The sequence below is a fragment of the Streptomyces sp. NPDC056738 genome (assembly GCF_042790435.1).
Classification (GTDB): domain Bacteria; phylum Actinomycetota; class Actinomycetes; order Streptomycetales; family Streptomycetaceae; genus Streptomyces.
This window is the reverse complement of record NZ_JBHTZF010000024.1, coordinates 17131-35512: the sequence shown is the minus strand read 5'-3', so window position 1 is coordinate 35512 and position 18382 is coordinate 17131. Positions and strand designations below refer to the sequence as shown.

14 protein-coding genes and 1 pseudogene are annotated in these 18382 nt (G+C 66.9%); 6 read left to right on the top strand and 9 right to left on the bottom strand.

Annotated elements, in window-relative coordinates:
* Window positions 1–10 precede the first annotated feature (10 nt).
* Window positions 11–4972 carry a ricin-type beta-trefoil lectin domain protein gene (locus tag ACFRIC_RS38965; RefSeq protein ID WP_382796412.1) on the bottom strand — a complete coding sequence of 1654 codons (4962 nt, stop codon included), beginning with the start codon at window positions 4970–4972 and terminating at the stop codon, window positions 11–13.
* A gap of 784 nt (window positions 4973–5756) precedes the next feature.
* Here ACFRIC_RS38965 and ACFRIC_RS38960 point away from each other — a divergent pair.
* Window positions 5757–5908: pseudogene (locus ACFRIC_RS38960) on the top strand (NUDIX domain-containing protein); the annotation flags it as partial.
* Between the two features lie 561 nt (window positions 5909–6469).
* Here ACFRIC_RS38960 and ACFRIC_RS38955 read toward each other — a convergent pair.
* From ACFRIC_RS38955 to ACFRIC_RS38945, 3 genes are all read right to left on the bottom strand, one after another.
* Complete coding sequence (locus tag ACFRIC_RS38955) at window positions 6470–6709, bottom strand: hypothetical protein (protein WP_382796410.1); 240 nt, start codon at window positions 6707–6709, stop codon at window positions 6470–6472.
* Between the two features lie 373 nt (window positions 6710–7082).
* Window positions 7083–7316 carry a hypothetical protein gene (locus ACFRIC_RS38950; RefSeq protein WP_382796409.1) on the bottom strand — a complete coding sequence of 78 codons (234 nt, stop codon included), beginning with the start codon at window positions 7314–7316 and terminating at the stop codon, window positions 7083–7085.
* Between the two features lie 178 nt (window positions 7317–7494).
* Entirely contained in the window at window positions 7495–8112 is a 618-nt protein-coding gene (locus tag ACFRIC_RS38945) for a BTAD domain-containing putative transcriptional regulator (RefSeq protein WP_382796407.1), read from the bottom strand.
* A gap of 384 nt (window positions 8113–8496) precedes the next feature.
* Between ACFRIC_RS38945 and ACFRIC_RS38940 the strand changes: the two genes are divergently transcribed.
* The 3 genes from ACFRIC_RS38940 (at window position 8497) to ACFRIC_RS38930 (ending at window position 12337) form a co-directional block, all read left to right on the top strand.
* Window positions 8497–10824 (top strand): S8 family serine peptidase, encoded by a 2328-nt coding sequence (locus ACFRIC_RS38940; protein ID WP_382796405.1) that lies wholly within the window; start codon window positions 8497–8499, stop codon window positions 10822–10824.
* Window positions 10825–10851: 27 nt separating this feature from the next.
* A complete protein-coding gene (locus ACFRIC_RS38935; protein WP_382796404.1) occupies window positions 10852–11043 on the top strand; it encodes a hypothetical protein in 192 nt (63 codons plus the stop codon).
* Window positions 11044–11407: 364 nt separating this feature from the next.
* Window positions 11408–12337 (top strand): peptidoglycan-binding protein, encoded by a 930-nt coding sequence (locus ACFRIC_RS38930; protein ID WP_382796402.1) that lies wholly within the window; start codon window positions 11408–11410, stop codon window positions 12335–12337.
* On the opposite strand, the gene ACFRIC_RS38925 is transcribed toward ACFRIC_RS38930, so the two are convergent.
* The 3 genes from ACFRIC_RS38925 to ACFRIC_RS38915 form a co-directional block, all read right to left on the bottom strand.
* A complete protein-coding gene (locus ACFRIC_RS38925; protein ID WP_382796401.1) occupies window positions 12328–12750 on the bottom strand; it encodes a hypothetical protein in 423 nt (140 codons plus the stop codon). The genes ACFRIC_RS38930 and ACFRIC_RS38925 overlap by 10 nt on opposite strands.
* Window positions 12751–12842: 92 nt before the next feature.
* On the bottom strand, window positions 12843–12983 hold the full coding sequence (locus ACFRIC_RS38920) for a hypothetical protein (RefSeq protein WP_382796399.1): 141 nt from the start codon (window positions 12981–12983) through the stop codon (window positions 12843–12845).
* The gene (locus tag ACFRIC_RS38915; protein ID WP_382796398.1) at window positions 12980–13150 is read right to left on the bottom strand and encodes a transposase; all 171 of its coding nucleotides are present in this window, start codon (window positions 13148–13150) and stop codon (window positions 12980–12982) included. Before ACFRIC_RS38915 ends, ACFRIC_RS38920 begins: the two co-directional genes overlap by 4 nt.
* 157 nt (window positions 13151–13307) lie before the next feature.
* Between ACFRIC_RS38915 and ACFRIC_RS38910 the strand changes: the two genes are divergently transcribed.
* Window positions 13308–13508: a hypothetical protein gene (locus ACFRIC_RS38910; RefSeq protein ID WP_382796396.1), complete on the top strand. Its 201-nt coding sequence runs from the start codon at window positions 13308–13310 to the stop codon at window positions 13506–13508.
* A 394-nt stretch (window positions 13509–13902) separates the two neighbouring features.
* Here ACFRIC_RS38910 and ACFRIC_RS38905 read toward each other — a convergent pair whose 3' ends face one another.
* Both ACFRIC_RS38905 and ACFRIC_RS38900 read right to left on the bottom strand, forming a co-directional pair.
* The gene (locus tag ACFRIC_RS38905; protein WP_382796394.1) at window positions 13903–14583 is read right to left on the bottom strand and encodes a helix-turn-helix transcriptional regulator; all 681 of its coding nucleotides are present in this window, start codon (window positions 14581–14583) and stop codon (window positions 13903–13905) included.
* 122 nt (window positions 14584–14705) lie between these two features.
* Complete coding sequence (locus ACFRIC_RS38900; protein WP_382796392.1) at window positions 14706–15044, bottom strand: hypothetical protein; 339 nt, start codon at window positions 15042–15044, stop codon at window positions 14706–14708.
* 980 nt (window positions 15045–16024) lie between these two features.
* Here ACFRIC_RS38900 and ACFRIC_RS38895 point away from each other — a divergent pair.
* Window positions 16025–18346 carry a P-loop ATPase, Sll1717 family gene (locus tag ACFRIC_RS38895; protein WP_382796390.1) on the top strand — a complete coding sequence of 774 codons (2322 nt, stop codon included), beginning with the start codon at window positions 16025–16027 and terminating at the stop codon, window positions 18344–18346.
* Window positions 18347–18382: the final 36 nt, after the last annotated feature.

The following is an 18382-nucleotide window of genomic DNA, read 5'->3' as shown; positions in this document are numbered from 1 at the left end:
GGTCATCGTCTCACTCCGGGAAGGACGTGTAGACAACAAACCTGCTGGGCTTGTGCTTGCCCGCGTACTTGAGCTGGATGACGACCGTATCTCCGGTGCGCGCACCCTGTACTCCGTCCCTGACCCAGACGCGGCCGAGGGACCCCTGGCCCCGTAGCTGCCATCTGATGTCGAGCAGGTCGTGCCGAGGATCGAACGCCGGATTGTGGGACTGCTCATTGAGCCACTTGTCCAACCGCTTCACATTACTCGGCTTCTTGATCCAGGCGTCGAACGCGGCCTGGACGCTCGTGACGGCCGTCGCTTCGTCGTTCCACCGGCTGGCTCTGCCCTTCGTTTCGGCCGCGTCCGCCATGGCATTGTCGCCAGGCCGCACGTGCTCTCTGAGGGTATGTGCCTCCTCAATGCCCTCGTCCTGCACCAGGTTCAGGCAGTTGTGGACGAGTACGTCCCGGGAGTGTGCGCCCTGCGGGCGGACGTAGAAGGTGTGCAGGCCGTCGACGGTCAGGTCGTAGACCGGACGCGGAGCCAGCCCGGGCCGGTCATTCAACGCGGTGACGGACTGCAGGGCCCCGTCCGAGGTCCGGAGCCGGTCGCCCACCCGTAGGTCCGACACATGCACCCAGCCGTGCCCGGCTACATACACCCGGTGTCCGCTCGTGCTCGTCAGCGTGCCGCCGTCGGCCACAGAGACGTCGACCAGATGGTCCGTGTGATGCCGGAAGGTGTGGGTGACGGGCTCGGGCCGAGCGCGACCAGAGGCAGGGTCAGTGGCCAGCACCAGGTCACCGACCCGAACGTCCAAGATCGGCCGGCGCGTACCGTCGGCCATCAGTACCCGGGTGCCGCCCGGGAAACTGTTCCTCTCACACGCGGTCACGGCCTCTTCGTAGATCTGGACCTCCCTCTCGATCGCGGCGACTGCTGCAGCGTCGACGCCCTTGAGAGTTTTGAGTGCCTGGAGCGCGTCCCGGACGCCGATGCCGGTGACGAACGCCGCGTCCACGGCACGCACTGCTTCCGCGATGGGTCGGATGAGTTTGTTGGCGAACAGGCTCGCGACGTCCAGGGACGCCCAGGCGCATCCGCTCCAACTGCCGCTCTGAAAACCGGAGGTGAACTTCTGAGCGCACTTGATCCAGCTGCCGAAGAGGATGTCGATGGGATCGACGCCGTCCTGCCACTCGGCGATCGTGATGGTGTGCGTGACCTCCTGGGACAGTTCGTCGGTTGTGATCTCGCCGAGATACGTTGTGGCCTCGGTCGGGCACATGAGCTTCTGCGGGTCGATGCCCTCCGCACTGCACAGATACAGGTCGAGGACCTCTTTGTACTTGATCTTCGAGGTGATCGTGCAGTTGCCCCTGTAGGCGAGGTGGTCCCACCAGTGGTCGCAGCCGCCGCTCTTGCTGATGACCTCCGGATTGCCGATCTTCTCGATGTGGTCGATGACGTGGAAGACGTTGCCGATCGAGTGGCCGTTCTCGTCCGGGACGGTTCCGTCGTTGATCTGCTTCGCCTTCTCCGCCTTCTCGGCCCTGTCGGCCGCCTCCTGGGCTTCCTCGGCGTATTTGTCGGCGTCCTTGGCAGCCTGTTCGGCTTCGGTCGCAGCGGTGTCGGCGCGAGTGGCGGCTGCTCGGGCGTCCTTGGCGTCCTGTTCGGCCTGGGCGGCCGCTGAGCGGGCGGCGGAGGCGTCGAGTTCGGCTGCGTCGGCGCTGTCGCGGGCGTCCATGGCATAGCCCTCGGCGTTGCTGGCCGCCGTGTCGGCGGCGGCTGCGTCGGTGGTCGCCTGCGTGTCGTAGTCGATGGTGCGGGCCAGTGAGGCCGCTGCGGAAGAGGCGGCTTTGGCAGCGCCTGCTGCGTAGCCGAGGGCGTCCTTGGAGTAGGTGCGGGCGTCCGCCGCGTATCCGGCGGCGCTGGCCGCGTGCTGATAGGCCTCCTTGGAGTCGCCCTTGGCCTGGTCGGCGAGGTTCTTGGCGGCCTGGGCCTCGGCAGCAGCGTTCGTGGCGTGCGCCTCGGCGACCGCCTGCTGCTGGTCGGCGATCGTCTTCGAGCCCTGTCCGGTCAGGACGACCAGGCCCGCGGCGGAGTCGGTGTCGACGTAGGCGGAGCCGAGCTGGATGGCGTCGTTGGCCGGGTCGGCGACCCGTTTGGCGGCTGCGCCGGCGTCGATGGCGGCCTGGGCGGTGACGTAGGCGTAGCCGGCGGCCTTCGCCGAGGCTGCGACTGCTTTGACGGCCTCTGCGCTGGCACCCTTGGCCTGGGTCTTGGCATCCTTGGCGTGCTGTTCGGCTTCATCGGCGAGCTTGACCGCGGCCTTGGCCTCGCCAGAGGCATCCTTGGAGGCCTTGATGGCATCGGCGACCGCGCTGGTGGAGGTCTTGACGGCCGCGTCGGCCTTCAACTTGTCGGCCTGGGCGGCATCGGAGTCGGAGCGAGCGCGTTTGGCAGCGGCCTCGGCGCGGGTGGCCGCAGCATCCGCGTCGGCTGCCGCCTTGGTGGCGTCGTCAGCCTCGGAGCGAGCCTTGCCAGCGGCGGTTTCGGCGTCGTCGGCCGCCGCGTCCGCGTCGTTCGCAGCAGCCCGGGCCGCGGTCGCCGCGTCACCGGAATCCAGAGAGTCTGCGTAGGCGTCCTTGGCGTCGGCCTTGGCGCGGGCGGCGTCGGCTTTCTGCTCGGCGTCCCAGGCGTCGTCGCGCAGGGACTTGGCGTGGTCCTTCGCCTTGACCGCGTCGTCGCGCCGCTCCCCGGCGGTCTTCTCCGCGGTCTCCGCCTTGTCCTTGGCGTCCTTCGCCTTCGTCGCCTCGGACTCGGCGTTCTTCCTGTGCTTGGCGGCTTCGGCCCGCTTGACGGCGGCCGTCTCCTTCTCCGCCTTGGCCGTCTTCTCCTCGGCCTCCGCAGCCAGACGCTTGGCGTGCGCGTCGGCGGCCGCCGCCTTCGCGTCCCCCTCGGCCTTCAGCGCGTCGGCGAGCTTGGCCTGCGCGGTCTCCTTGTCCTTCTTGGCGTTGTCCCGGTGAACCTTGGCCGCGTCGGCTGCGGCCTTCGCCTGAAGCTCGGCCGTCTCGGCGGCCTTCTTGCGGAACTCCGCCTTCGACTGGGCGGCCTGCGCCAGCGCCCGCTGCGCGAGCGTCGCACTGTCGCCAGCGGAGGCACGGGTGGCAGCCTCGGCCGTCTCACCCGCCTTCACCAACGCTGCGAGAGCGGCGGCGGCACCCTTAGTGACCTGGTCCTTCTGCTGCCCGACCAGCAGACCACGCCCACGCGGCGCACCATTGGTGTCAGCGATACCGTAGGCGTCCTGGACAGCCGTGTCCGAGGTGGCCGAAGCCTTCTGCACGGCGGCCAGCTGGGCCTTCAGGACAGCGAGCTGCTTCTTCGCACCGGCCTGCGCCGCGGCGACACCGGCCTTCGCCTTGTCGAACTGCGCCTTCTCCGGGTAGTCGAGCTGTCCGGTGCCGTTGTGGCCGGACGGCTTGATGTCGAACTGCTGCGCCGCGCTGTCATTGCAGGTGTAGAGCTTGGCGTCGTTGCCGTTGTCGAAGCTGTGCAGGTCCAGGCACTTGCCCGTACCGACACTCTTCAGACTGGTGGCGCCACGCAGTTCGGACGCCCAGGTCTGCGACGTGGACTCCTTGCACGACGAGATCTGGATTTTCGTCCCGTTCGCCGTGTCGTTTCCGGCCACGTCCAGGCACTTGAGCGAGTTGACGTTCTGCAGGTGCAGCTTGTCCTCGCTGCCCAGGAGCACCCACTTCTGCGCTGCCGAGCCGTTGCAGGTGTAGACCTGGACCGGCGTGCCGTTGTCCTTCTTACCGCCCTGGACGTCGAGGCACTTGTCCTTCGCGGCGTGCACTTCGATGACGGTGGGGCTGTCGCCCACCCAGCCCAGACCGCCCGGCATCCAGTAGTCCTGCCACCGGGTCAGGTGGTCGGCGCTCCAGGACTGGCCCAGCATGTCGCTCAAAGCCTTCGCACCCTTGGACAGGGCATTGACCGCGTCCTTGTTCGCGCCCAGGATCTGATTGCGCTGAGCGGCCTGCGACGTGACCTCCTGCTGCCACTCGCCGGCCGCCGTGGAGGTGATGTCACCCAGCACGCCGTCCGGGTCGAGCGGATCCCGCCAGCCACACGCGGCGAAGCGGGACTTCACGTCCTCGACGGCTATGCGGTACTCCGCCGTGCCCGGCTGCGGCGCACTGTGCGGGAAACCACCGGAGGACAGAAAGAGACGGGCGTCGTCCGTGCCGGCGTTCGCCGCGGGACCCCCGTGCATCCACTGAAAGGCGCTGCGCTCGGCGAGCGCGCGGTTCCACTCCGCCTGCGTCGTCCCGGTGGGGTCGGGGTCCTTCCCGTAGAGGGGGTTGCCTACCTGGTCGACGGCCCTGAGGGTCGTGTCGTCAGCTTTCGGGGTGGCGTCGTCGTAGAAGTCGGAGTCACTCTTCCAGAACCGGTCGGCGACCCAGGCGGACAGGCCGGTCTGGGAGTAGAAGCTTTTGTCGCCGTCGGGCGGCTGATGGAAGTCGGTGTCGGTGAACCCGCCGGGAGTCGCGAGACCGTCCAGAGGCTTCTTCCACCCGTCGCGCTGAGAGGAAAGGGCGTCCATCTCCTTGCCCGCCGCGTTGCGGTCGTTGTTGTACGCGACGGCCAGCGGTGTCCGTTCCCAGTTCTTGCGGTCGGCCAGGACGTGGAGCTTGTCGGGCGTCTGGTTGAGGCCGTCCTGGGCGGTCGCGGCCATCGACGGGCCGCCGAGACGCAGCACGTCGGCCATCAGGCACTGGTCCTGGCGCAGTTGCTCGGCAGTGGTGTCGTCGTACCAGGGGTAGGAGTCGGCTACCGGCTCGTTGTTGGGCCTGATCGAGCCGGGCTGCACCGCGAGAGCGGCCAGAACGGCCAGCGCAGCCGCTGAGGTGACGGCGGAGGTGCGCTTTCGCGATCTTCGCGCCGCGGGCAGCCGGAACCATGGTCTGGGGTGCAAGAAGGCATCCCTTTCTGCGTTCACTGGGGGGTACGAGCCCGAGGAACGGTCGAACGAAAGGGGAGCGATGATTCCGATCCTGAGGGTTGCTCAGAAGCACGCTGAACCAACCGCATCGATACATGCGCCAAGCCGTATGACGGCATGGCAAATACAACCCATCCCCGTGAGCGACGGTGTTCCCCCGGCCGCCGAATGACATGCGCGAACACGAAACTGGTCAGGTTTCACGTCATGCGCGGCTTCACCTTATGCAGGACACACAGACCCGCACAAAGATTCGATGCGCTCGTGGGGTGTTGGCGTAAAACCTCGTGCCGCCCCAACGGGCCGCGCTTGAGGGCCTGGCGGCCCGGCGGCAGATGGGTTTCCTGCGTACTTCCTGCGCCCAGGAGGTGGAGCGTGTTCGCGATCGTCAGGCAAAATGTGGCTGGTTTTCGACTCTGCCCGAGTGGTCTGCGTGGGCCCCAGGCGCCCAAAAGGCAGCCGAGGATCGTCAGACTGGCGGGACGGGCCTCCATCAGGTCGGACGGAATGGCTTCGGCGTGGACGCCACCGCGCTCGAGAGCGGCTGTATCCAGCTGTCTTTCGCCAACACCCGCCCCCGGGAACGCCGTCCCGCCCGCCCCGCACCGTGCACGTCGTCGAAAGCCTGCCCCCTCCCACCCCCGACTGTGGCCCTGGGGCTGGCCGCGGCAGCGGTACCGCCGGCATCTGACGCCTAAGAAGCCCTAACACTCCGTCACAGCCAGCAGGACCGAGGCACTCTGTATCTGTCACGGGAATCAGCGGTCGCGGAGACGGCAGGATCCGCTCTATCCGCCGGGCAGACGACGGAACCTGGGAGCCACCCGGCGGTGTCCTGGAGCTGGACGAGGAACCATGGCAGGCGTTGTATGCGAGGTCTTCGAGGAGACCGGCATCAATGTCCGAATGACGATCGCGTGGCTCCATCAGATGTGCAGGCCGCCATGGAAGGGGCCCAAGCCAACGTCGATGTCGAGAAAGCGGGCAAGGTCGAGGAGGCCTGTGGGCTCGACGCCGGCGATGGCGCTTGTGGTGCCCGGCGTACCTGTTGAGGAGCGGTAGACGGGCGGTGCCTGCGTGGGCATGGAAGGGCTCGCGTGCTCTTCTACTGGTCCTTGAGCGCGGCGAGTGTCCATTTGCGCTCACCTTTTCCCTTTCTGAACATTTGGAGGCACAGTCTGAAGGTTCGGGCGAGAGGCGCCGGTATTCGGCGGCCAATCCAGCCGCTTCTAGCATGCTGTGGGGATGCCTCTGCGGCCGTCGGACTGTGTGGGTTGTAGGCCGGTGTCGGGGATGCGAGCGCCGGGGTCGTAGGCACCGGCTGAAAGCGGCAGGTGCCGCACTCTGAAGGGCTTGACCGAGTAGGCGAAATTCAGCTTCGTCGCCGGGAGCTCGCGATCTGGATGGTCTAGCGGGAGGCCGGTCGTACTCAGCTCGGGGACGCGCTGCGAGCGGGTCGCTCCCGACTGGTCAGTAGACGATGTAGGGAGCGTTGAGTCCGCCGAAGGGGGTGTATGGGGGGGTACCCATCCCTGTCCACACTTTGTTCCAGTCGAACGGCGGCGCGACGATGCTCGCTTCAACGCCGGCGGCAGCATTGGTGATGCTTGCGGCGGCTTCGGTTCGATCGATGGGCGGTGTCTGCCGCGGCATGTTGGACGCAGCGGCTGGGCGGGTTCGTTCCCTGGTGCAGGCGGTCGGTTGCTTCATGATCATGCTCCCTTATTTGTTGTCCTGTGCGGTGAATGAAGGAGGCGATGGTCGGCTGGAGCGGCAGGCTGCCGGGTCGGCGTTGCCGTGCTAGCGCCATCTGACGCAAGGGCCGTGTTCTTCATGTCGCCGGTAGCTGGCCTGGGCATTGCTCGTACAGCGGCTTCGCTCTGCAGAGCGAGAGCGTCGCTGGGGCACGGCCCGCCACGGTGATCTTCTGGCGCGGCCGTACTGCCCTTGCCGCCGATCGGCTCTCACGCCCCAGCGGCCGACGTTGTACGAGTGTCTGCTCGGCCTGGCAGGGGTCCACGGTTGCGCGACGACGACTGCGGGATGGCGCCGGCAGCCGCTTGGGCTGCCGGCACCTCGTTCCTCAGAGGCCGAGCCAGCCCAGAACGTCGCCGACGGGTCCAGATCCAGGAATCGCGTGCGACCAGTCGTCCACGAGGCCGCCGAGCCACGATCCGATGCCGTCGGCCTGGACGCCAGCAGCACTGGCGGCACCCGCTGCTCCGACTGCGGAGCGGTAGACAGGCGGCGCCTGGAGGGGCATGGAAAGGCCGGCCGGCCTGCGGTCCGCTTCCTGACCGAAATAAGTGTCCACCACACTCATCTCCCTTCTGGTCATCCCGCCGATAGACCATCGTGCGGGAGGCACCTGCATCCTCGAGAACAACGAGGACTTTGCTGAGGTTCATCAGCTTTCTCCGGGACCGTTGTGGAGGTATCCCCTGCAGCGTTCGAGGAGCGTCATGGCAACGTCGCTGCAGCATCCTGATCCGGTGCTATGTGGACAGCAAGCCTTGTAGAAGGCTGGTCATCTGCGGTGAGGGGTTCACGCGGAGTTCCCGCAAGAGGAAGTCGCAGTAGCGCTGGTAGGACCGTACGGCGCTCGCCACGTTGCCCTCCGCCAGATGAACTTCGATGACGATGCGGTGGGCCGTCTCGCGGATGGGGTCGATGGCGATGGCTGCAATGGCCGCCTGAAGTGCGGGAAGGTATCGCCCTGCGGCCAGCATGCGTTGTGCTAGGCCCTCAAGGGCGTAGACGCGCAGTTGGTTCCAGCGTTCTCGGTCCAGGTCGAGCCATTCTTCGGTCCAGCCGGGGAGCAGTTCTCGCGTGAGGTCGTTGATGAGGGCTTCTGTGTCACTGGGAGGGTCCAGGCCGTCGACGACTTTCCGTGCGTCTACGCCGACCGTATGGAGATCGACACGGACCAGAGGCGACAGCCTCAATCGTTGTCCAATGCAGTCGACAAGGGGAACGTAGCTGGCGCGTCGTCCCTGGCACAGGGCTGAACGGAGATTGGCGGCGGCCCGGGGGCAGGGGTAGTCGGGCCACATCTGCTGTGCGACGGCGCCCCGATGGACTCCGTCGCTCTGCAACGCCAGGAACGCCAGCAAGCGCTGGACTCCAATAGGCATGCGCACTCTGTGACCAGAGCAGACGAGCCCGAAGTCGCCCAGCAGCTCAAGGGACGGTTCGTTCGCAGTTTCGTTCCGCAACACATTCTTACTGTGCAGGTGGCATGTGCCGGACGCATCCGGGTATAGCCGTCGTTCCGCTCCGCCCGAGGCCCGCGTCCCTGTCCTCACGTTCTCGGAGACGCCTCCGCGATCGTTGTCCGACCTGCGTCAAGAACGTGGGGTTCATGCCTGGACAACGATCGCAGAACGCCTCTTGCACTGCCGGGACAACGGATGCCGCACAGGGCCGGCGGATGCTCGGAGGCAGAGCAAGACGAGCATGTGGGAGTTGGGATGGAAGCCCGGTCCGTACTTCGAGGCGTGGCAGCCCCTCAAGAAGAGCTCCTCGGCAGCCCCGAGGTGTGTGTTGCCATCCTTGACGGGCCGGTGGACCTGTCCCAGCCCTGCCTTGAGGGCGCCGACCTGACACGAATCGACACACTCGTGACCCAGGCGCCGGGCCCTGGGCCGATGTCGCTGCACGGCACCCTCGTCACCAGCTTGGTCTTCGGGCAGCCCGATAGAGGCGTGGCCGGCATCGCACCGCACTGCCGGGGGCTGCTGCTGCCGGTATTCCGGGACGGAGATGAGGCGCGGGTCCCCCAGATGGATCTGGCCCGGGCCATCGAGCGGGCCGTCCAGGAAGGTGCCCAGATCATCAACATCAGCGGCGGCGAGCGCGCACCAGACGGACAGGCGGATGAGCTGCTGGGACGTGCCCTGCGGCTCTGCGAGGACCACGGAGTCCTTGTGATCGCGGCGGCCGGAAACGACGGATGCGACTGCCTGCAAGTGCCTGCCGCGGTGCCCAGCGTGCTCGCCGTCGGTGCAACCGGGCCAGACGGCACACCCTTGCAGATCACCAACTGGGGTGCTGCCTACGCCACGCACGGCGTCGTTGCCCCCGGCGAGTCCATCGAAGGCGCCGCACCAGGGGGCGGCCGGACAGCCGTCACCGGCAGCAGCTTTGCCGCACCCCTGGTGGCCGGCGTGGCCGCGCTCCTCGTCGATACACAACTGCGAGCCGGGCGCCGTGCCGATCCGAAGGCGGTCGGCGACGCCATCCTCACCACCGCGTCCGACGCACTGTGCCAGCCCGCCGATGCGCCCGCATGCCGCCGCTACCTCGGCGGAAACCTGAACGCCGCACGCGCCTACGACTTGATCAGCGCGATAGGAGACACAGCCATGACGAACCTCGATGCAGCGACGCCTGACACGAGCCCGGTATCGCGTGGGCCGGCCGAGCCAGCAGGGAGCACTGCTGGCACAGCTGATGAAGTCGGCGCTCCGGGCTCACTCGGGGATGCCAACGCCGCAGGCGATGGTGCGGCTGCACTTGACGCGGCATCCGGCGAGCGGGCACGGGCGGCTGCCGGTCAACCCGCGGCTGTACGACCGCCCGGCGAGTACGCCGCCGGTGTGCGGGCTGCCAGCGGAGACGATGTCCTGGCGGGCTGCCCGGCGGGTGCACTTGCCGACACGCCTGCACCAATTGCGCAGACGGCTGAAGCATCCGCTGGAACCTGGCATGGGCAAGGTGCAGGAAGCCCCGGGGTACGTCCCTCGTGCGGGTGCGGCGGGGGCTCCGCCTCGGAATGCCAGTGTGGAACGAACGGCAGCGGTGCCCCACAGCGGCAGCTGATCTACGCCATCGGCACGCTCGGGTATGACTACCAAACCGAAGCGCGAAGAGACGGCTTCACCCAGCAGATGAAGAATCCGGTCTATCGGCAGGGCGACACAGACATCGAATCGCCGGCCAACCCTCACGACGGACGTCAGCTCGCCGATTACCTCGCGGAGAACCCCTGGGCGTCGGACAAGGTCGTCTGGACGTTGAATATGGAGGAGGGCACGCCTGTCTACGCCCTGGTGGCGGAGACGCCGGTGGCCATGGACTGGAACGAGCGCATCGAGATCGACGTCGACGGCGAGAACCTCACCCGTGACCTCCGGGATCTCCTGAAGAACCTCGCTCACCCGCCGGTATCGGTCATCTACCGGCAATTCCGCGACATACTGCGGGGACAGCTGCTGGCCGAGAGCGACCGCAACTACGTCTCCCGCGTCTCCATTCCCGGGTTTCTCACCGGACGAACTATCCGCCTCTTTACCGGACAGGTCGTTCCCGAGGTCGAGGTCAAAAGCCGCGGCGTGTGTGCCTGGAACGAGGCTCTCCTCGTCGAGTCGATCCTGGAAGCGGTCAGCACAGCGGCCAGCGCAGCTCAGGAGAGTGCCCTGCCGGACGACGAGGTCCGCGAGCAGGTCAAGGCGTTCCTGTACAAGGTCTACTACCAGTTCCGCAACCTGGGACAGAGCTCGGCCGACCGTGCCCTGAACTTTGCCGGGACCAACGGTTTCCTGTTCGGGTCCACCATTAAGCAAGGCTTGTTGGCCCCGGGAGTTACCCACCGGGCCAGGCGGGCGGACGGCACCTTCGAGCAGCCGCGCCTGGGCGCCCTGGACACCATCCGTGTGACGAAGAGCCCGTACTGCCGTCCGGGATCGGACTGCCAAGACGTCCAGGTGAGCTTCTTCGACCCGGAAAACGACACGCGGGCCAAGTATGTCTACCAGTTCACCATCGATGTCAGTGACGAACTCCCCGTCAGCCTGGCACCTGTCCACCAGTTCCTGGACCGCTAAGGAACCCATCCGCACGAGGAGCACACGATGACCCGCAAGACGTCGCAGCCAACCAGCACGCTGCCCATCCAATCCCGCCCCATTCAGCGTGACCAGCGCTCAGAGCCGTCGGCCAGCCCCCACGGGACCGGCGTCGAAGCCTCCAAAACGCGATGCGCTGATCTGACCGGCCCTGCCCGGCAGCTCTGCTACCAGACGCTGTACGGCGTCTCCACGTGACGCGGTCGACTGCCCGCAGCGGCTGGTCCAGCAAGCCTGGCCTTGGGCCCGCTGAAAAGTCCATACGGCCATAGCGGCTCACCCCCCCCACAGGAGCTCCCATGCGACTCGACCTTCCGGCTCAGACCAAGGCGGTTGACCGCCGTGAACCACAGGAGTCACCCCTCCACCCAGTGAAGAAGGTAGTGGTCGACGGCACCGTCACCGTGATCATGGCGAAGCCTGACCGAGGCTACGGACCCGAACCAGGAGACCCAGCGACTCTGGTGAATCTGAGCCCCCGCGGCTGGTACTGCCGCAGCGGCTCCGCCTGCACCTGGGTCGGACGGATCTGACAAAGCCGCAACCTTCTCAAAGAGGAATCATGCACCAGAGCGTCTGGGATGCCTTCCTTCCCTTCAGCGCGCCGTTGGAAGGCCGCGTCCAGTTCATGTACCTGGACGTCAAGAGTCTTGTCTCGACCGGCGTCGGCAACCTCCTCGACGCCGACGATCCGGAGCACTTCGGTAGTAATCTCAAGCCGTTGCCGGACATCTTTACACTCGACTGGTACGACAAGGACACCCTGGAACCAGCCTCACGCAGCGACATCCTTCAGGAGTACAGGACTGTCAAATTCAGCAACACCGCTCACGCCACGATCAACGCGAAAGAAGCCATCACACGGCTTCGGATCAGCAACGCGACCATCGACGACCTGGTGCGCAGCAAGCTGTCACAGTTCGAGCCATACCTTCTTGGCCGCACTGACTTCGAGGACCTGGAGGAGTGGCCGGCCGACGCGCAACTGGGCCTCTTCAGCATGGCCTGGGCACTCGGGCCGGCCTTCGCATTCCCCAAATTCCAGGCCGCAGCCCGACAGCAGGACTGGCTGACCATGGCACGGGAAAGCAAGATCACTGAAACGGGCAACCCGGGCGTGATCCCCAGAAACGTCAGAAACGGCCTGCTCTTCACCCTGGCCAGCTGGAACGCCGATCCGCCCCCAGGCGACCTGACACAACTCGTCTACAACGCAGGGGTGGCCCTCGATGCCAACATGCGCTCCGGTAACTTTCCCGTCCCGCTCAACTTGACCGTCGGCCTCCAGACAGCACTGGAAACGCTCGGATTTGACCCGCACGGACTCGACGGAGTATTCGGCAACAACACCCGTACCGCCCTGACCTCCTTCCAAAGCGAAATGAGCCTAACGACCACGCCCACCGCCACCGACATAGGCCAGGTTCCCGAAGAGACCATCGATGCTCTCGGCAACGAACTGCAGAGCCAGGGGTTCCCGCGCTATCCCTGAACCCCCGCCTGACATGGAAACCTTCCGAGCCACGCTGAGGTGACCGCTTCAACCAGCACGATCCTGTTGCTGAAGACATCCTTGATCGCGCAGAGATACAACTTTCCTTCTCCGGTGCGGTGTTCGGTGATGTCGGTCAGCCACAGCCGGTTCGGGCCGGGCGCGGTGAAGTTCCGGCGGACCAGGTCGGCATGGACCGGTGGGCCGGCCTTCTTGGTCCTGCCGCGCTTCTTGCCGAACACGCTCCACCAGCGGTTGTCCCGGCAGATCCGCCACGCGGTCCGGTCCGCCATCATCGCTCCGGTCGTGCGGGCTTCGTCGGCCAGGAAGCGGTAACCGAACTCCGGGTCGTCACGGTGGGCGGCGAACAACGCGTTCGCGCGATACGCCTCCTCGCACTCGGCGCCGGTCACCAGCTGCTCGAGCCACCGGTAGTAGGGCTATCTGGCGAGCTTCAGCACCCGGCACGTCACCGCGACGGGCACTCCGTCCCCGGCGAGCTCCTTCACGAGCGGGTAGATCCTTTTCCCGGCAGGTTCGCCTGGGACAGGTAGGCCGCCGCCCGGCGCAGGATCTCGTTCTCCTGCTCCAGCAGCTTGATCCGCCGACGCGCCTCCCGCAGTTCCGCACTCTCCTGACTGCTCACCCGGGCCTGACGCCCTCGTCGATGTCCGCGCGCCGCATCCACTTCCACAGCGTCATCGCGTGGACGCCGAAGTCGGCGGCCACCTGCTCGACCGTCACGCCCGGGCCGCGGTTCCTCGCGACCCGCACGACGTCCTCGCGGAACTCTTGCGGATAAGGCTTGGGCACAGCGATGTCACCCGATCGTGCGGCAGACCCCCAAGGCGGCCTTCAAGCTGTACGCCGACCGCGACAAGCAGGACAACAGCAAGTACGCCACCAACCGGTATTCGCCAAGCCCCCGAGAGACCCGAGCGTCTACGCGCTGAAGCTTGCCACCGGCGGCGTGCTCGTCGCGTTCCCCAGCGCCCACACCGTCGAGACGCTGCTCAGGCCCGGATTCATGGCCTCCTACAAGATCAACCCAAGCAGACACCCGGCCAGCCAGGTCGTCATCACGGACGAATACCGGGCCAAGCGCTCGCCGAGCTCGCGCCGACGGGCAAGCCCCGCGGCCCGCGAGTACCGGATCGTGGACTCACGGTGAGCGACGGCACCGACCGGCACCTGCCGGACTGGGCAACCGACGAAATGCGGCTCCGGAGGTGACGGAATTCGCAGAGCGGTGTCAGAGGGCCCTGTTGTTGCCTCGTGTCCGTCGACGCTTGCGCCTCACTGCGCAGCTCGGTTGGCCACAGAGCAGTTCGGTTGGCCGCCCTAGGGCCGCCTCCCCAGAGCAGTCGCACGCACAAACAGGTGGAGCCCCGCCCGGTTGGGCGGGGCTCCATGAGCGATGGCCGGCTCGCGCCGGGTTCAAGCCCGGCGTGGGCGTGGTGGCGAGCCGCGTCATACCGGCCATCGTGCAGTCTTCGGGCCCAAGCGAGGACAACGAACCTCATCACCCGAAGCCTGCGATTGTGAAGGCAGTGTACAAACCTGCTCTATCGGCCACGCTGCGCTCTCTGCTCGAGGATGCGCCGGCGCGTCCATGCCCGCCTGCCGCGGTCGGAAAGTCCGTCGGTCTCTTCCAAGAGCGGCAGGTTGCCCTGGGAGAGGGAACTGCTGAAGGAGTTGAGGCTCTTGAAGCCGAGAAGGGCCGCGGCCTGCGTTCCTGACAGCAGCTCCTCAGGATTGCCGTCGGTCGGCACATCGGGCAGTGCCGGTGCCTGCCGTGTCGAGCCTGTCCGCTTGCCCTTGCCCGGCCGGCTGTCGCGCCAGGCGGCAATGGTTCGGCGGCGCCACTTCTGTCGCTTGTAGGTGCCGAGTTCCTCGACCTCATCGGGCTCGGGGAAGTAGCCTGGGTGCTCGGCCAGGTAGGTGGTGATCTGGCTGCGGTGCTTGTAGCCCAGCACCCTTGCGACCTGGGCGGCGTTCAGGAGTTCATCCGGATCCCCGCCGGCGAGCGAAAGCTCCTGCAGGCGTGAGGGTTTCCTGCTTTCGTACCAGTCGCGGACTTCGGCCAGATCCCACAGGCGCGCGCGGCCGCGCTGGTCGACGTGTGCGGGGAAGTCGTTCTTCTCGCGTTCGGCGTACAGCGAGTTGATGCGACCGGCGCTGAGACCGAGTTCCGCGGCGAGCTCCGTGGAGTCGACGGGGTCCTGCTTGTTCGGCTTGCCGGCCATGGTGGTCGCATCCGTTCTGAGCGAGAGATCGGGCCGGCCCCTCCGGCCCCAAAGCCCATAATGGCAGCAATTTTGGAAGGGTGTCCAGGGGCCGGCTCAACATTCCGGACGGTTTCGGAGTGTCAGTAGCTCTCCGCTAGGAGGCAGACACCCTGACGCGCAGCATGTGCGGCCAGTTCCGCGAACGCCATTGCGCCCGGCGTGTGCTGCCACGAGGCCAGAGCCAGTCGGCTCAACGCTTCCTCACGGTTCTCGGCACCAGGGAACCCGGCCTCATCGCTGTCCAGACACAGTTGGCTGGTGGACAGCTCGCGGGAGCGATCCGCGATCTTGCTGCGCGTCTCCCCAAGCCCCTGGTGGTAGAGAGCGTTGCCCTCGTACAGCAGCCGCCGCAGCCGTGCATCCGTAGATGTTGCAGACTCGGCGGCGACCTGCAGGAGGAGCTCAGTGATGGTGGCCACGACGCTCAGTATGCCTTTCAGGCGGTCCGCTGAAGGGTGGTGGGAGGGATGCGGGCTTGGACCTCACGGGCTGTGACAAGCGGCCTTCAGGAAGCAAGGTGCTCGAGGTCGGGCTGTTTGGGGTGACGCTGCTGCGCTGGCAGACCGAGCCGGATCTCCTCGCGCTCGCGACGCTTCCGGCGGAGGCGGAAGAGCCAGCGGTGGGCGCCGCAGTGTCGGACGCTCGAGTGCCGACCGTGGCCAAGGCCTCACGCAGCCAGCAGGCGAGGTCGACGCCCGGCCGCGGCCGCGGAGCTCCGAGCGCGATGAGCTGCTCCTGGGTGTACCGGTGGCCCTGCTCCTGGCGGCGGATTCTGTGCTGTCCGGGCGTTGAAGACCGTGCCGTCCGGCAAGAGCTTCGGGGTGCGGACGGTGGCCCTGCCGGCGTACAGGGCGTTGGTCACGGCGTAGATCGTCCCGACGTGCCCGGGCATGACCAGGACTCCGGAGGCGGTGCGGCGTGGACCGCGCCGAGCGGGTCGGCCTCCTGGCGCGCCTGGGTGTCCTGGGCACCGGGCAGCCGCAGTAATCCGCCATCGAGTTGCTGCGTGCGCCACCGCGGCCACGGGGCGGGCCTGATCCGGGGAGGGCTGCATCATCAACCACTGGTGCAACGAGGCCGCCCAGGCGGCCAGTTCGGTCTGCTCGATCCAGCGGACCGCCCACACGCGTTCTAGCAGACGCCACAGCGTTTCTACAGCCAGCGCCCTGAGTGCCGCCTCGGTTCCGGGTGTGTCGACGAGCTGGGCGAGCGAGGCGACGACTTCGACCGGGACGCGGATCCCGTCCGGCATGTGCTCCGCGTGCCAGGCCCGCGACAAGCGCCCCGCGAGGTCCCGGGTGTCGGCGCGCTTGCGTCGCGCAGGAGAGTCCGTCCGGTCCGGGTGGCTGGCCCGGTCAGATCCCCATGGGTACCGCCTGATCCGCTAACGTGGATCGGCGTGGAGGCATCCTTTCAGCGCCGTGAACTCGTCGACCTCCTGCACCACCTCGACAACCCGGACCGCGGGGGAGTCTTCGTCATTGGCGGCCCGGGTGTTGGCAAGACCGTGCTGCTTCAGCAGCTCGAAGCCGACCTGCAGCGGCAGGGCCGGGCCGCCTTCCTCGTCAGCCTGAGACACTTCGATTTGGATGACCTCTCGGCCAGGATCATGGACGAGATCACGCGGGTGGCGGGCGCCTTCGAGGTCGAGCGGCCGATCCGCGCGTCGGCGGGCGACTCGCTTCGGCAGAGCACAGCAGTACTGAACCGGGCCGCCGAGCGGCTGCAAACGCCCGTACTGCTGCTCGACGCCCTGGACGAGTCGCGCTACCCACGGCGGACGGCCGCCGCTGTCGAGGAGCTGAGCGAAGCCTTGAACGGCTGGAGGCTCGTCGTGGCGTCACGCCCCGGCCCCGGCATCGAGCTCCGCCGGTTCGTTCGGTTCGATGTACTTGAACTCGGGCCCCTCACTGAGGGGGACATGGTCGCCATGCTGCGGGAATCCGCTCCGAACCTCGCGGACGATGTCGTCAGCACTATCGTCAGGCTGGCGAACGGAAATGCGCTCATTGCTCGCCTGGCGGCCCGTCGCGCGCAAGACCTTACGGCACCCGGGGTGGTGTTCGGGGATCGCTTGGAAGATCTGCTCGCATGGCAGGTCGATGGTGCCCTCAGCGCTTCCCCAGATCCGGCCCTCTACGGTCTGGTCCTGGAGGAGCTCGCGCTCGCCGGTGGCCGGGACCGGATTTCGGCGCTGGCCGGGAAGCTGCGCATCCCAGAAAGCCAACTCCGCAGAATCCTGCCGGAATTCAGCCTGCTCATCGTCGACCAGCCAGCCGGGACTGTGGCACTCTTTCATGCCTCCGTCCAGGACGCTGTGCTGTCCCGGCGGGTCTTCTTGCGGCCGTTCCGGCTGGCCGAGCTCAAATTCGGTGCGGAGGAGGCGGAACGGGACGACCTGCTTGACGCGAGTTTCGTTGGGCGGCACAGCCTGGACCGGATCCTCGGCCAGCAGCGGTCCATCGTCATCGGCAACCGCGGTTCGGGCAAGAGCGCCATCTTCCTCAAGCTCGCGGAAGAACGGTCCGTCGAGACCTTCCCAGTCGCTAATGCTGGCGACCTGCTGCATCGCATCGTCGACAAGGACGCCTGGCTGGACGCTGACGCGCTGCGCGCGGCGTGGCTCGTGGCCACCGCTGCCGTGGTGGCCTCGGCTGTCCCCGGTGAGGCGCCCAAGGCGTTGCGCCGCAACGCCGAAGATCTGCGGGCCGCCCTCGGGCTGCCCACCGAGCCACCCAGCCAGACCCGGCGGGCGATGCGCGCGGCCGCCCGCCTGCTGGGCGGTACGACGCTGAAGTTTGGGGTGGGGCCAGTCAACTTCGAGGCGACGCTTCCCGTCGGCACCCGGCCGGGCGGGTCGTTCCTCGACGTCGAGTCGCTGCTGCAGGATACGGACAACCTGCTCAAACAAGCGGGGCGCCGCGTCGTGGTACTGCTTGACCGCATCGACGAGACGTTCAAGTACGACCGGGGCCGGCAGGAGGCACTGGTCCAGGCGCTGCTGCAGGCCGAGGGCCGTGTATCCCTGCTGGACAGCATCGGGCTGGTGGTGTTCCTGCGTTCGGACCTGTTCGAGCTGTACGACCTCCAGGAGAAAAACAAGCTGGTCTCCCGGTCCCTTGCGCTCGACTGGTCGGAAGAGGACTGGTTGCAGGTGCTGATTCGCCGGGTGTTCGCCAACGAACCGCTCGCCCGGCTCGCCCGTAGGCTGCGTGTTGCCGACGAACAGATCGAGGTGCGGGCAGCGTTGGAGGTGTTGTTCCCGGTCGAGATCGAGAGCCAGCCCGTCGACCGCTGGCTCGTTGACTCGCTGCGGGATGGCAACGGCGACATCTCCCCGCGCCTGGCCGTGCTCCTGCTGCACTTGGCCCGGGAGTATTCGGCGCGACCTGACGCCGTCGTCGCCGCAGTCCCGTTGTTCTCCGCCGATGCGGTGCAGCGGGCCATGACGAAACTGTCCGACCTGAGCTTCTCCGAGGTGGTCAACGACTTCAAGGTTGCGCCGACGTTCGTGCTGAACTGCCGGGCTGGCAAACTCATCAGCTTCACGCTGTCCGAGGTGGAACAGCTGTTCGACAGCGGGGAGGGCAAGATCGGCGACCAGGTCCGCCTTCTGGAGCGCCTGGGATTCCTCGAACGCGTGATGGAGCAGCAGGGCACGCAAACCAGGTCGACGTTCCGGATTCCGCGGCTCTACACCCGTTGCTGGGACTATGCCTGATTCCCGGACGAGGTTCGCCGACGAGTTCGGAGGCGT